This window comes from Acinetobacter tibetensis (genome assembly GCF_023824315.1).
GTDB lineage: Bacteria > Pseudomonadota > Gammaproteobacteria > Pseudomonadales > Moraxellaceae > Acinetobacter > Acinetobacter tibetensis.
Map to the genome: position 1 here is coordinate 3,089,777 of NZ_CP098732.1, position 12,795 is coordinate 3,102,571.

At 43.0% G+C, this 12,795-nt stretch carries 13 protein-coding genes and 5 tRNA genes; all 18 read right to left on the bottom strand.

Annotated features, from left to right (window positions below; genetic code table 11):
• Positions 1 to 212: 212 nt before the first annotated feature.
• A complete protein-coding gene (gene rplL, locus M5E07_RS14845) occupies positions 213 to 578 on the bottom strand; it encodes a 50S ribosomal protein L7/L12 (RefSeq protein WP_116758813.1) in 366 nt (121 codons plus the stop codon).
• A gap of 48 nt (positions 579 to 626) precedes the next feature.
• On the bottom strand, positions 627 to 1,133 hold the full coding sequence (rplJ, locus tag M5E07_RS14850) for a 50S ribosomal protein L10 (protein ID WP_116758814.1): 507 nt from the start codon (positions 1,131 to 1,133) through the stop codon (positions 627 to 629).
• Between the two features lie 304 nt (positions 1,134 to 1,437).
• Positions 1,438 to 2,133, bottom strand: coding sequence for a 50S ribosomal protein L1 (gene rplA / locus M5E07_RS14855; protein WP_100242784.1), 696 nt, complete (start codon positions 2,131 to 2,133; stop codon positions 1,438 to 1,440).
• A 3-nt stretch (positions 2,134 to 2,136) separates the two neighbouring features.
• Positions 2,137 to 2,565, bottom strand: a complete 429-nt coding sequence (gene rplK, locus M5E07_RS14860; RefSeq protein WP_004637639.1) for a 50S ribosomal protein L11 — start codon at positions 2,563 to 2,565, stop codon at positions 2,137 to 2,139.
• 116 nt (positions 2,566 to 2,681) lie between these two features.
• On the bottom strand, positions 2,682 to 3,215 hold the full coding sequence (gene nusG / locus M5E07_RS14865; RefSeq protein ID WP_116758815.1) for a transcription termination/antitermination protein NusG: 534 nt from the start codon (positions 3,213 to 3,215) through the stop codon (positions 2,682 to 2,684).
• 7 nt (positions 3,216 to 3,222) lie between these two features.
• Entirely contained in the window at positions 3,223 to 3,663 is a 441-nt protein-coding gene (secE, locus tag M5E07_RS14870) for a preprotein translocase subunit SecE (protein WP_116758816.1), read from the bottom strand.
• Positions 3,664 to 3,738: 75 nt separating this feature from the next.
• Positions 3,739 to 3,814: transfer RNA gene (locus M5E07_RS14875), tRNA-Trp, on the bottom strand.
• 49 nt (positions 3,815 to 3,863) lie between these two features.
• Positions 3,864 to 5,054 (bottom strand): elongation factor Tu, encoded by a 1,191-nt coding sequence (tuf, locus tag M5E07_RS14880; protein ID WP_116763782.1) that lies wholly within the window; start codon positions 5,052 to 5,054, stop codon positions 3,864 to 3,866.
• A gap of 147 nt (positions 5,055 to 5,201) precedes the next feature.
• Positions 5,202 to 5,276: transfer RNA gene (locus M5E07_RS14885), tRNA-Thr, on the bottom strand.
• Between the two features lie 12 nt (positions 5,277 to 5,288).
• Positions 5,289 to 5,364, bottom strand: a tRNA-Gly gene (locus M5E07_RS14890).
• Positions 5,365 to 5,400: 36 nt separating this feature from the next.
• Positions 5,401 to 5,484: transfer RNA gene (locus M5E07_RS14895), tRNA-Tyr, on the bottom strand.
• Between the two features lie 54 nt (positions 5,485 to 5,538).
• A tRNA-Thr gene (locus M5E07_RS14900) sits at positions 5,539 to 5,614 on the bottom strand.
• 99 nt (positions 5,615 to 5,713) lie between these two features.
• On the bottom strand, positions 5,714 to 7,207 hold the full coding sequence (gene trpE / locus M5E07_RS14905; RefSeq protein WP_252220421.1) for an anthranilate synthase component I: 1,494 nt from the start codon (positions 7,205 to 7,207) through the stop codon (positions 5,714 to 5,716).
• A 115-nt stretch (positions 7,208 to 7,322) separates the two neighbouring features.
• Positions 7,323 to 7,994: a phosphoglycolate phosphatase gene (locus M5E07_RS14910; protein ID WP_116763500.1), complete on the bottom strand. Its 672-nt coding sequence runs from the start codon at positions 7,992 to 7,994 to the stop codon at positions 7,323 to 7,325.
• 70 nt (positions 7,995 to 8,064) lie between these two features.
• Positions 8,065 to 8,730: an FHA domain-containing protein gene (locus M5E07_RS14915; RefSeq protein WP_252220424.1), complete on the bottom strand. Its 666-nt coding sequence runs from the start codon at positions 8,728 to 8,730 to the stop codon at positions 8,065 to 8,067.
• A gap of 74 nt (positions 8,731 to 8,804) precedes the next feature.
• Positions 8,805 to 11,063 carry a type II secretion system secretin GspD gene (gene gspD, locus M5E07_RS14920; RefSeq protein WP_252220427.1) on the bottom strand — a complete coding sequence of 753 codons (2,259 nt, stop codon included), beginning with the start codon at positions 11,061 to 11,063 and terminating at the stop codon, positions 8,805 to 8,807.
• Positions 11,064 to 11,105: 42 nt separating this feature from the next.
• The gene (locus M5E07_RS14925) at positions 11,106 to 11,933 is read right to left on the bottom strand and encodes a type II secretion system protein N (RefSeq protein ID WP_252220430.1); all 828 of its coding nucleotides are present in this window, start codon (positions 11,931 to 11,933) and stop codon (positions 11,106 to 11,108) included.
• The gene (gene gspN, locus M5E07_RS14930; protein WP_252220433.1) at positions 11,933 to 12,676 is read right to left on the bottom strand and encodes a type II secretion system protein N; all 744 of its coding nucleotides are present in this window, start codon (positions 12,674 to 12,676) and stop codon (positions 11,933 to 11,935) included. The genes M5E07_RS14925 and gspN overlap by 1 nt, the downstream gene beginning before the upstream one ends.
• Positions 12,677 to 12,795 lie beyond the last annotated feature (119 nt).

The following is a 12,795-nucleotide window of genomic DNA, read 5'->3' on the forward strand; positions in this document are numbered from 1 at the left end:
CAATTTTTAGTGGTATTAAAACGCTTAACAATATTTTTTGAATAGAAAAATATTGGTAAGCGTTTAAAATTTATCTTTATTGTTTAAATTTGATGGTTTTTAAATCAATCAAATTAAAGTCGAGCCGATTATTGTAACGCAAAAAGGCTGATGACCCAAGAGCCATCAGCCAATTTTTGGGGGTGAAATTAATATTCCTCCCCCTGGTAACATTACTTAATAGTAATAGTAGCACCAGTTTCTTCAAGTTTTTTCTTAAGTTCTTCAGCTTCTTCTTTAGAAACTGCTTCTTTAAGAACTGAAGGAGCGCCTTCAACTAAATCTTTAGCTTCTTTCAAGCCAAGACCAGTGATTTCACGAACTGCTTTAATTACCGCTACTTTGTTCGCGCCGAAAGAAGTCAACTCAACGTTGAATTCTGATTGCTCTTCAACAGCAGCAGCAGCAGGACCTGCAGCTACAGCTACAGCAGCAGCAGATACGTTGAATTTTTCTTCAAAAGCAGAAATAAGTTCTACAAGTTCAAGAACAGTTTTTTCAGCAACTGCGTTTAGGATTTCTTCGTTTGTTAAAGCCATGAGATTAATTCCAAATGGGTATTGAATGATGTGTGTTTAAGTTTGAGCTTATGCAGCTTCTGACTCGTTTTTCTCTTGAAGCGCTGTAAGTAAGCGACCCAATTTCGAAATAGGAGCCTGAAGAACGCTTGCAAGCATAGTAAGCGCTTTCTCTTGGTTTGGAAGATTCGCGATAACGCTAACTTCTGCGCCTTGATAAAGTTTGCCTTCAAATGCAGCAGCTTTAAGTTCAAATGCTTTGTTAGTTTTCGCAAATTCTTCAAATAAGCGTGCCGCAGCACCCATATCATCTGCAGAAGTTGAGAAAGCTAAAATTGTTGGGCCAACAAGGTTGTCGTTCAAGATATTGAAAGGAGTATCTTGAAGAGCGCGTTTAGCCAAAGTATTACGTACAACACGTGTAGCAACACCCAACTTACGAGCTTCAACACGAAGAGCAGTTAATTGCTCAACAGTTAAACCTTGGTAGTCAGCAACAACAGCAGCAAACGCAGTAGAAGCAACTTCAGTTACTTCAGCAACGATCTGTTTTTTGCCTTCGATAAGAAGAGCCATTGTAAAACCTCCTAACGGTGATTTATGTACCCGAATACACAGGCACACTCCCAATTCGCAAGTTCATCACTGAACTTACACGCGGAGGATGAACAAATCACACCACCGCGTCTACTCAGGCTGGAAAATTAAGAAAGTAATCGAAATCACTTTCGCCTGAGGTCTTTGACGCTGATAAATTAAATTTATCAATTCAAAGTTTGCCTAAGTTTGCAATTTCACCAAAACTGGTTTTTCTTGCCTAAAACTCAAAGCAGTACTTTGAGTTTTACTCAGGGCTTTAAAATTCTGTCTAAGTAAAAACTTAGTTAGAAACGTTGTTTACATCAACAACAAGACCAGGACCCATAGTTGAGCTCAAAGTGATCTTTTTGATGTATACACCTTTAGAAGTTGCAGGCTTTAACTTTTTCAAGTCTGCAATCAAAGTTTCAACGTTTTGGCGAACAGCTTCAGCAGAGAAGTCTACTTGACCGATCGCAGCGTGGATAATACCCGCTTTGTCTACACGGTAACGTGCTTGACCAGCTTTAGCATTTTTAACTGCACCAGCAACATCTGGAGTTACAGTTCCTACTTTCGGGTTTGGCATCAAACCACGTGGACCAAGGATCGTACCCAACTTACCTACAACGCGCATTGCATCTGGAGCAGCAATTACTACGTCAAAGTCAAGGTTACCTTGTTGAATGCTTTCAGCCAAGTCATCAAAACCAACAATGTCCGCGCCTTCAGCTTTAGCAGCTTCAGCAGCAGCGCCTTGAGCAAACACAGCAACACGTACAGTTTTACCCGTACCTGCAGGAAGTGTAGTCGCGCCACGAACAACTTGGTCAGATTTACGAGGGTCAACACCTAGGTTTACCGCAACATCCAAAGATTCTTTGAATTTCGCAGCAGGAAGACCAGCAAGAACAGCTACTGCTTCTTCTAAAGTGTAAACTTTGTTTGCTTCAATAGCAGCAGCAATGGCTTTTTGACGTTTAGTTAACTTTGCCATGTCTTATAGCTCCACTTCCAAGCCCATAGAACGTGCAGAACCAGCGATGGTACGAACACGTGCGTCTAAATCAGCACCAGTTAAATCTGGTTCTTTAGTAGTCGCGATTTCTTCCAATTGAGCACGAGTCAACTTACCAACTTTAGTTTTGTTAGGTACAGATGAACCCTTTTGGATACCAGCAGCTTTCTTAAGAAGAATAGATGCAGGTGGAGTTTTCATGATGAATGTGAACGACTTATCGTTGTACACAGTGATCACGACTGGAATTGGCAAACCAACTTCAAGTTTTTGTGTTGCAGCATTGAATTCTTTACAGAATGCCATGATGTTAACACCACGTTGACCCAATGCAGGACCAATCGGTGGAGATGGATTCGCTTTACCAGCTGGAACTTGCAGCTTGATATAGCCGTCAATCTTCTTAGCCATTTCAAATTACCTCTGGGTACAAACGCCTTTTACAGCTCCCCAATATTTTATGTAGTAAGAACCACTACAACAACAATGCCCGACTGAATAAATCGGGCGTTTTTAACCAATCTTAATTAAATTGTTTTTTCGACTTGGCGAAATTCCAATTCAACTTGCGTTGGTCGATTAAACACATTAATCGTCAACGTTAAACGTGACTTCTCGTATAGAACTTCTTCCACCACGCCTTTAAAGTCGGTGAATGGACCGTCAATTACAAGTAATTCTTCACCTGGTTCAAACATCGTCTTAGGACGAGGTGCTTCACCAGTATTACGTACACGCGCAAGAATTGCATCAGCTTCTTTTTGCGTAATTGGTGCAGGTTTTTCCGCCGTGCCACCAATAAAACCTAAAACTTTAGGACATTCTTTAACAATGTGCCAAGTCTCATCATTCATTTCCATTTCAACTAACACATAGCCAGGAAAGAATTTACGCTCAGACTTACGCTTCTTACCATCCTTCATTTCTACCACTTCTTCGGTAGGAACAAGAACTTCACCAAAGCTATCGGCTACAGCGCTACGCTGGATTCGATCATTAAGTGAACGCATCACCTGTTTTTCATAACCTGAGTAGGCATGAATAATGTACCAACGTTTCATAGCTCTCTTACCCGATAATAAACTTCATAAACCAGCCTAAAATATAATCAAAACACCACAATACTAAGGATGCAATAACTACAACTGCAAGAACTTGCCACGAAGTGGTCATCGTTTCTTGCTTGGTTGGCCATGTGACACGACGCAATTCAATGCGTGCATCTTTTAGCAAACGAACAAAGCCTTTGCCTTGATGGGTGGCGTATATTAAACCTAAAGCCACAATGATACAAGACAAAATTACACCAACACACACCCAAACATTATTTGCTGGTGCCCAATATGCTGGCAAATGCTGATTCACCATGGTTGCACCAATAATTAAAATTAATGCAATAATCCACAGCACAACATCTAATGGTGAGCCAGAATTAACAACTTCAGCAGAATTATTTCTTTGAGGGATTGGCGCGTCGCTTAATGCGTCACGCGATTTATCATTCGACATTTTTTTACTCGTCGTAGAATTCGCGATTTATTATATGACTAGTTTAGCCAGCATCAAGCTCTTTTACTAAAAAAGTGGCAGGCTAGGAGGGACTCGAACCCCCAACATTCGGTTTTGGAGACCGACGCTCTACCAATTGAACTACTAGCCTGCAGTGTAAGTCGAGAATCGAAATTCTCGACTTAAAACTTGTGTACCTATTATGCAGTTACTTTCGCAACAACACCAGCACCAACTGTACGACCACCTTCACGGATCGCAAAACGTAGACCTGGGTCCATTGCGATTGGGTGGATTAATTCTACTGACATTTCAACGTTGTCACCTGGCATTACCATTTCAACGCCTTCTTGTAATTGGATTGCGCCAGTTACATCAGTCGTACGGAAATAGAATTGTGGACGGTAACCATTAAGGAATGGAGTATGACGACCACCTTCTTCTTTAGAAAGTACGTATACTTCTGCGTCGAATTTAGTGTGCGGCTTGATTGTACCTGGTTTAGCAAGTACTTGACCACGTTGTACGTCTTCACGCTTAGTACCACGTAGAAGAACACCACAGTTCTCGCCCGCACGGCCTTCGTCAAGAAGTTTACGGAACATTTCAACGCCAGTAACTGTAGTTGTTTGAGTATCACGGATACCAACGATTTCAACTGATTCGCCTACTTTCACGATACCAGCTTCTACACGACCAGTTACTACTGTACCACGGCCAGAGATAGAGAATACGTCTTCGATTGGCATTAAGAATGCTTTGTCGATAGCACGTTCTGGTTCTGGAATGTAAGAGTCAAGCGCTTCAACAAGAGCAAGAACTGAAGACTCACCGTACTGACCAGCGTCGCCATTAAGCGCAGCAAGAGCAGAACCACGGATAACTGGAGTGTCATCACCTGGGAAGTCATAAGTAGAAAGAAGTTCACGAACTTCCATTTCTACTAATTCAAGTAATTCTTCGTCGTCAACAAGGTCGCATTTGTTTAAGAATACGATGATGTAAGGTACACCAACCTGACGTGAAAGAAGGATGTGTTCACGAGTTTGTGGCATTGGACCGTCAGTCGCAGCACACACAAGGATCGCGCCGTCCATCTGAGCAGCACCAGTAATCATGTTTTTAACATAATCGGCGTGGCCCGGGCAGTCTACGTGAGCGTAGTGACGGATTGGAGAATCGTATTCTACGTGTGAAGTATTAATTGTAATACCACGTGCTTTTTCTTCAGGAGCAGAGTCGATTTGTGAGTAATCTTTCGCTTCACCGCCGTAAGTTTTTGCACAAATAGTTGCAATCGCAGCAGTTAAAGTAGTTTTACCATGGTCAACGTGACCGATTGTGCCCACGTTTACGTGTGGCTTATTACGTTCAAACTTAGCCTTAGCCATGTTTATATTCCTCGTTTACGTCGAACACAATTCTGAGAAATGCTCAGCATCGACATATCGCCTAAAAAAGCAGACACCCAATACTTGAAAAGCAGACTAATAAGCCTGCTTTTTAAAATCTTTGTAGAATATCTACTAAACTGTATCTGGAGCTCTTATCGAGATTTGAACTCGAGACCTCTCCCTTACCAAGGGAGTGCTCTACCACTGAGCTATAAGAGCAATCTTCTTCGATGGAGCGGGAGACGAGGGTCGAACTCGCGACATGTAGCTTGGAAGGCTACCGCTCTACCAACTGAGCTACTCCCGCTTAATGTTGGCAATTAACCACTTCAATCGAAGTTAATGGTGGTGAGGGAAGGATTCGAACCTTCGAAACTTTCGTAGCGGAGTTACAGTCCGCCCCCTTTGACCGCTCGGGAACCTCACCACTTCACACTTATTTCAGTGTTGTTCTTCACTTCACAACTACACACTCTTAAGATGGTGCCGGCACACGGATTCGAACTGTGGACCTACTGATTACAAGTCAGTTGCTCTACCAACTGAGCTATGCCGGCTCTTTCTTAGTGTTTCGTACGTTTCGTATCGGAACGGTGTGCAGTTTAGCAAAACTTAGAATCCTTGCAAGTGTTTTTTTCAAAAAAAACGCTAAAAACTCATAAAATCAATCCATTTGATGATAATTCAACCGCTTTGATCACTGCGCGAGCTTTTATTTGCGTTTCATTCCACTCAGACTCGGGATTTGAGTCTACAACTAACCCTGCTCCCGCCTGAACAAAGACCTTATTTTCACGAATGACGCAGGTGCGAATTGCAATCGACATGTCCATTTCGCCATGCCAGCCTAAATAACCAACAGCACCACCAAAAACACCACGTTTTACTGGCTCAACTTCGTCAATAATTTCCATCGCACGAATTTTTGGGGCTCCAGATAAAGTCCCTGCAGGAAAAGTTGCTTTAAAAACATCCAAGGCATCTACATCATCACGCACTTCACCTTGCACATTAGAGACAATATGCATGACATGCGAATAACGTTCGATCACCATTTGATCAGTCACTTGTACTTTGCCAATTTTAGAGACGCGACCGACATCATTACGTCCCAAATCAATCAGCATTAAATGTTCTGCAATTTCTTTTTCATCTGAAAGTAAATCTTTTTCTAATGCTAAATCTTCTTCTTTTGTTTTACCGCGTGGACGTGTGCCTGCCAAAGGACGAACCGTGGCAATCCCATTTTCTAAACGAGACAAGATTTCAGGTGAAGAACCTACAATATGAAATGGCTTTTGATCTGTCAGGGTCTTCCCTTGTACCAAGAATAAATATGGCGATGGATTTAAATGACGCAACGCACGATAGACTTGTAAAGCCTCTCCATCAAAATCGGAGACCATGCGATGCCCAGGGACCACCTGCATGACATCCCCAGCGCGAATATATTCTTTCACTGTCTCTATCGATTCTAGGAATTTCTGTTTACCTGTTAACGATTCAAAATGCGGTGCACTGTGTTTTTTCGCTTGTAGACTCACTGGAGTCGCAAGTAACTGCTCTAAGGCATCTAGCTGTGTTTGTGCCTTAAAATACGCCTCTGGGTCATTCACATCGGCATGTACAATCAAAAACAAAGTATCTTTGAGGTTATCAAATACGATCACCGTTTTAGACAGCATCATCCAGATATCAGGTAAACCCACTGGATCTGCCTCGGGCACATTGTTTAACCGTGGTTCAATATAACGCACCGCATCATAGCCAAAATAGCCAACCAATCCACCCGTAAAGCTTGGCAAGTCAGGTAAGTCTACTTGTGTCGGAACTTTAAACTGTGCTTGGAAGGTCCGAATATATTCAAAGGGATCAGCACAGTCTTGTTGTTCATGCATTCCATCCGCGTGCTGAATGGTGAGCTTGCCCGCATTACAAGAAAATACGGTAGATTCTCCCAAACCAATAATGGAATAGCGCGCCCAGTTTTCTCCACCTTCAACCGATTCAAATAAATAGGCTTGTTGATGGTCTTTCAGACGCGCAAAAACAGAAAGTGGGGTTTCTGTGTCTGCCAAGCGTTGGCGGTAAACAGGAATCAGGTTATAGCCTTGTGCTTTTAATTGCTCGTATTGCACTTGAGTCGTCATGAGGTTCTCTCTAAATTTTCGATTGGGGTCAATTCAATTTTTCGTTACATCAGACTGAGCGACGCCATCGAAAAGCTTTACAACGACTCATGTGTCATTATTCCTTATCTACAAATTACGTTTTGATTAATTCTCTTAAATCATCCACCACTTGTTGTGGCTGGCAATCCTGTATATCTTCACCATGATTATAACCATAGCTTACGACAATACAATCAATACCCGCACGCCGTGCCGCCTCGACATCATTACTTGAATCGCCAACCATTAAAGTTTGAGATTTCTCAAATTGATATTCTTCCACGCAATGTAACAACTGACGTGGATGTGGCTTACGTTCTTCAAAACGGTCGCCACCAATCACATCGACAAAGTATTTAGACATCCCCAAAACTTCGACAATCATCCGTGCAGGCTGTTCAGGTTTATTGGTAACACACACCATTTTTTTATTGTGTTGTAAGCCCCATTCTAGAAACTCCAGAATGCCGTGAAATGGACGTGTTTCGACACAAGGTTCTGCATTGTAAATTTTTAAAAAAGTATCGAGTAACTGTCTGTGCTGTGCAGGATCAACCTCACCCGTGAGATGTTGCAACGTACTGTGGCAAAAGATGGATGTGCCCTTGCCCACCCAAACGCGAACTTGCTGTTCAGTCACCAAAGGGAGCTGGAGTACATTGAGACTCATATTCATCGCACGATATAAATCCGTCGCTGAATCGACCAAGGTTCCATCTAAATCAAATAAAATGAGTTCACGGCGATCTAATTGTGCAATATTCATAAGCAGCTCGAATGATTCAGATATAAAAAAGGCATGCCGCAGCATACCCTTATTGTAGGCAATTCACAGATTATTTAAACATCACCCAAGCGAGGATTGCCAAAATCACCAAAACAATAATCGTGATTAAACCCAGTGAGGCATTCTTCTGCTGTGTGCGTTCTTCTTCTACACGAGAAACTGGTTGCTCAACAGGAACCGGTGCAGGCTCTGGTGTCACTTGAGACAAGTCGATCCCTTCTGGAATTGGTGCAGGTTTTGGCACAGAGACATTCTGCGGCATTCCATCACGAGTTAACTGCACATTACCATCACGCTCAGTCAGGCTTGGCATCCCCTGTTCATTCATGTGTTGTGCTGCTGATTTCTCTGCTGCTGTTTCAGATGGTGCAACAGCTTCGGCAGGTTGCTGCACTTCAATCTCTTCTTGCTCAACTGTCTCTGGTGCAGGTGCAAAGACTGAAAATCTAAAGCTTGCAAACTGGACAATATCTCCATCCTGCAACTGACTTTCATTTTCAATTTTTAATTCATTCACAAAAGTGCCATTCGATGAGTTTAAATCCTGCACCCATAACGCCTGCTCTTTTAACAACAGTGCTGCGTGTTTACGTGACACCTCTGCCGATTGTAACAATACGTCTGCATCTTGATGGCGCCCAACCAACATATCGCGGTCGATATTGATCTCTTGCCCCGTAAATTCGCCTGTAATTGCCTGTATCTTCCAAGTCATCACATTATCTCTTTATGATTTTGCCTCATCATACCATGCAACTTATAGATTTCAATTTGGATACTTTATTGGCATTACGAAGCTGGATGCACACGGATTGTGGTCACTGTATTTTTGGTTTTTTCTACTTCCGATTTTGGCAAAGGGCTGCTGGTGATTGGCGGCTCAATTGCCACAGGTGTTGTTACAGTCGTGGCATTGGAGGTCTGTGCACCTGATGGAACTGCTTGGTAAGGACTGGTGCGCGGTGCACCCGGTTTCACTGGTAAGCGCTGCATGTAGACATCATCCACCTGCTCAGGCAATTTGGCAAAGCCGCCATCTTTATCAAGCGCCAATTGTAAGCTATAAAGCTGACTATAACGTTGTTGAGATAAACGACGAACATCATTACCCCCACCCACAATCGTTGGATGAATAAAGACCAATAAATTGCGCTTCTGATTCGATTTTGAGTCCGATCTAAATAAACGCCCTACTCCAGGAATCGCACCTAGACCCGGAACCGATTGACGACTATAAATCGAGTTATCTGAAATTAAACCACCCAAAACCACTGTTTGACCATGCTCTGCTAAAATTGAAGTTTTGATTGCCCGTTTGCTGGTCACCAAGTCCGAAGCTTGACCTTTGCTATTTTTGACCCCAGAAACTTCTTGTTCGACTTCTAAACGCACCGTGCCATCTTCCCCGATGTGTGGAATCACTTTTAGCGTCACACCAACATCTTTACGTTCGATGGTGGTATAAGGATTCACTGTGCCATTATTGGTGCTCACCGAACCTGTCACAAAAGGCACGTTTTCACCCACCACAATATACGCTTCTTCATTGTCCATCGTGACAATAGAAGGAGTCGAAAGCAAATTGGATTTGGTGTTTTCTTTGAGTGCCTGAATCAATGCACCATAAAGTCGACGTGAACCATCACTGCCCTCTTTATAATCACCCAACACCACTGAGCTGCCCGCACCCGTCAAGGCCTGTCCCAGACCTGAAGCGCCGCCACTCAAATAACCCGCGGCGAGACTGGCTAAGCTTGAACCCACGTTATCAAAACTGATTAGCCCTACACCACTGCTAAGGTCACCCAAAGCCCATTGCACACCCAATTGATCGGCATCAGAACCTTCTACTTCAATAATTGCGGCTTCAATTAAGACCTGTTGGCGACGAACATCTAGTTGCTGAATCGCAGACTCAATTTCTCGCATCAACTGTGGATCTGCTTTGACCACCAACGCATTTTGCGAACTATCGGCAATAATACTGATCCCATTGGCATTAAAACTGGTGATGTTATTCTGATTATTCCCAGAAGAACTGCCCCCCAAATTAATTGCTGGTGTCGAAATACTTGAAGATGAAGAACCATTGCTTGTCGTCGTATTCGCACTACCCATCATATTATTGTTGGCATTGGATGTACTGTTCGCACGACCATCAGACCCTGAAACTGCCTGCCCTGTGACCAGACCTTGTAAAATTTCGGCCAAGTTTTTTGCACTGGCGTACTTTAAGCGAAAAACCTTCAAGCCACCCAATCGGTCTGCCGCAGGCACATCCAACATTTCAATCAATTGACGCAAACGTTTGCGTGTTGCCGTATCACCTTTAATTAAAATGCGATTAGTACGATTGTCCGCAATCACACGCACTCGCGCGCCTTTTAAATCTTTGGCTGCACCTGTTGCCGTCATGGAATCTAATAAGCCAATCATTTCCTCGGCTTGACTAGATTGCAACGTAATCGCTTCGATATCGTGTTGATCAGTACCATCTAAATTACGGATGATGGTTTCTAGTTGATAAATATTACTGGCACGATCTGACACAATCAGCGCATTAGCCCCGGGTACTGCTGACAAATTTGCAAACTGCGGCATCAATGGACGTAAGGCAGGAATTAAATCATTGGCATTGGTATTTTCCAGCCAAATCACACGCGTGACAATTTGATCACCCCTAGCGCGATTTTTAGCATCGTAGGGAATCCCCGAACTTTTCACATTGCTGTCTGGAACGATTTTCACAGTATTGCCCGAAGGAATGGCGACCACACCATTCACATTGAGTACACCCAAAAATAAATCGTAAACTTCACTTTTATTGAGTGGCTTATTGGAAATGACCGTCACATTGCCTCGTACGCGAGGATCAACTGCAAAATTTTTCCCTGTAATATCGGCCACTTCATTAATAAACGCCGTTAAGTCCGCATCACGTAAGTTGATTTTCCATGTTTGCGCATAGGCACTGCTACTCACGGCAGCAATCAGAGGTGCACTTGCGAGCAAAGCCCAAACTGGACGATTATTATGAAATAAAGCCATATACTTCTGTGTTTCCTAACCCTACGGGCGATTTCTCATCATTTAAAAATTTTGTTGTATGGTCATCACCTGATCACCACGTTTTATTTCAAGTTTGACTTGGCCTGCTTGTTTGGCTTGTTCAAGTAATTGTGCATCATTTTGCCCCTGCCCCACGCCTTGACCATTTAAGGACAAAATTCTATCTCCAGGTTGTAATCCAAGGGTATTGCGTAAAGCTGAAGGTGTTTTACTGGTGACTTCATAGCCTTCACCCGTTGCCGCACCAACCCCCATATCGGCCAAAAACTGGTCACGATTTTGATGCATTTGTTGCACCGCTTGCCCTAAAGCATTTTGAGTCGATTGCGGTGTATTCGCTGTTGGCAATGAAGCTGCAACCGCAGGTGGAACAATCGGTTGATTTAGACCATTGGCAATTCGATTAAATGCAACTTGCTGGCTTTGTCCTGTGGAGTCTCGTAACACCACATGATCCCAATACACTTCGGCCAATTGATAAGCTGTGCCTGCTAGTGTCTCCCCAACCTTATAACGGTCAGCTACTTCATTAACTTTAATCACTGCTGAGGAATATTGACTCGGATAGGACACCACCACCCCTTGCAAAACAAAATTGGCGAGGTTCGCACCACTCGAAGCATTATTTTCCTGAAATAAAGAAAATGCAGAAATATTGGGAACTTGAGGTTGCTGCGAACCCAACTCTACACGTTCTAATTGCATAGGCATTGGCGGAGCAACCCACAACCAAAATATACTGGCCAATTTCCAGCTTAAATAGGCCACTAACGCTGCCAATAGCCACGGTGCAAAACGATTGAATTGCGCACCATTCAAATGCTGTAACTTCTCTTTGACCGATCTCATTACATACCACCTTTCAACAGGGGCTGACGAGAACTCACGACATAGGTATCTAAACCTGCTTTACCTTGATACGACGGCACATTCATCAACATACGTTGAGTAATCTGCACATCAAGCATCAAGTTTTTATCCAAAAGCAGATTTATCATTTTTTGATCACGCTGATCTCGCACATCAACCATCAGCACTTGATCTCGATCACTTAAGCTTCCTTTTAATGAAGGAATATTCATTTGCTCTTGACGTTGTGCAAAGCGATAAGTCAGCTCACCACCAACCCACTGCACGGTGCCTTCTGCTTGTTGAAAGCCTTGTTTTTTTTGATATTTAAACTGTAAGTCTTGGACTTGAATCGGATTACTCGGCCATTGCCAATCGGCAACCCGCTTTAATGTTTCTGGGGCAATTTCCCCAGATAATGCTTTCACAGTCCAACGCTGCCCCAAACCATAGCCCACGGTACCTTGTAACTGGGTACGCCCACTATGAACATCAACTTGAGCACCCAAACGAAGCAACAATAAATCTAAAGGGCGCACCTTCCAATTCAATGAGCCTTTTAAAGCCCCCTGATGCCAATCCGCCTGCCCTTGCCAAATATTACCACTAACATTTTGTAAAACTTGATTATTTTTATAAAATTTAGAAATGAGCCATGCTGCAGGAATTTGCAGCACTACAAAAAATAAAAATGTACTTAATGCAAAAATCCACCATGCAAGGTGCTTATTTTTTTTTGTCATCCCAACACAACCAACATCACTATTTTTATTCCCTGAATATGTATTTTATCTTTGCCACCCATTATGCACACTTTTTTCTCATCGCCAATTCATCGCTATAAAAAAACCAAGCAGTTTTG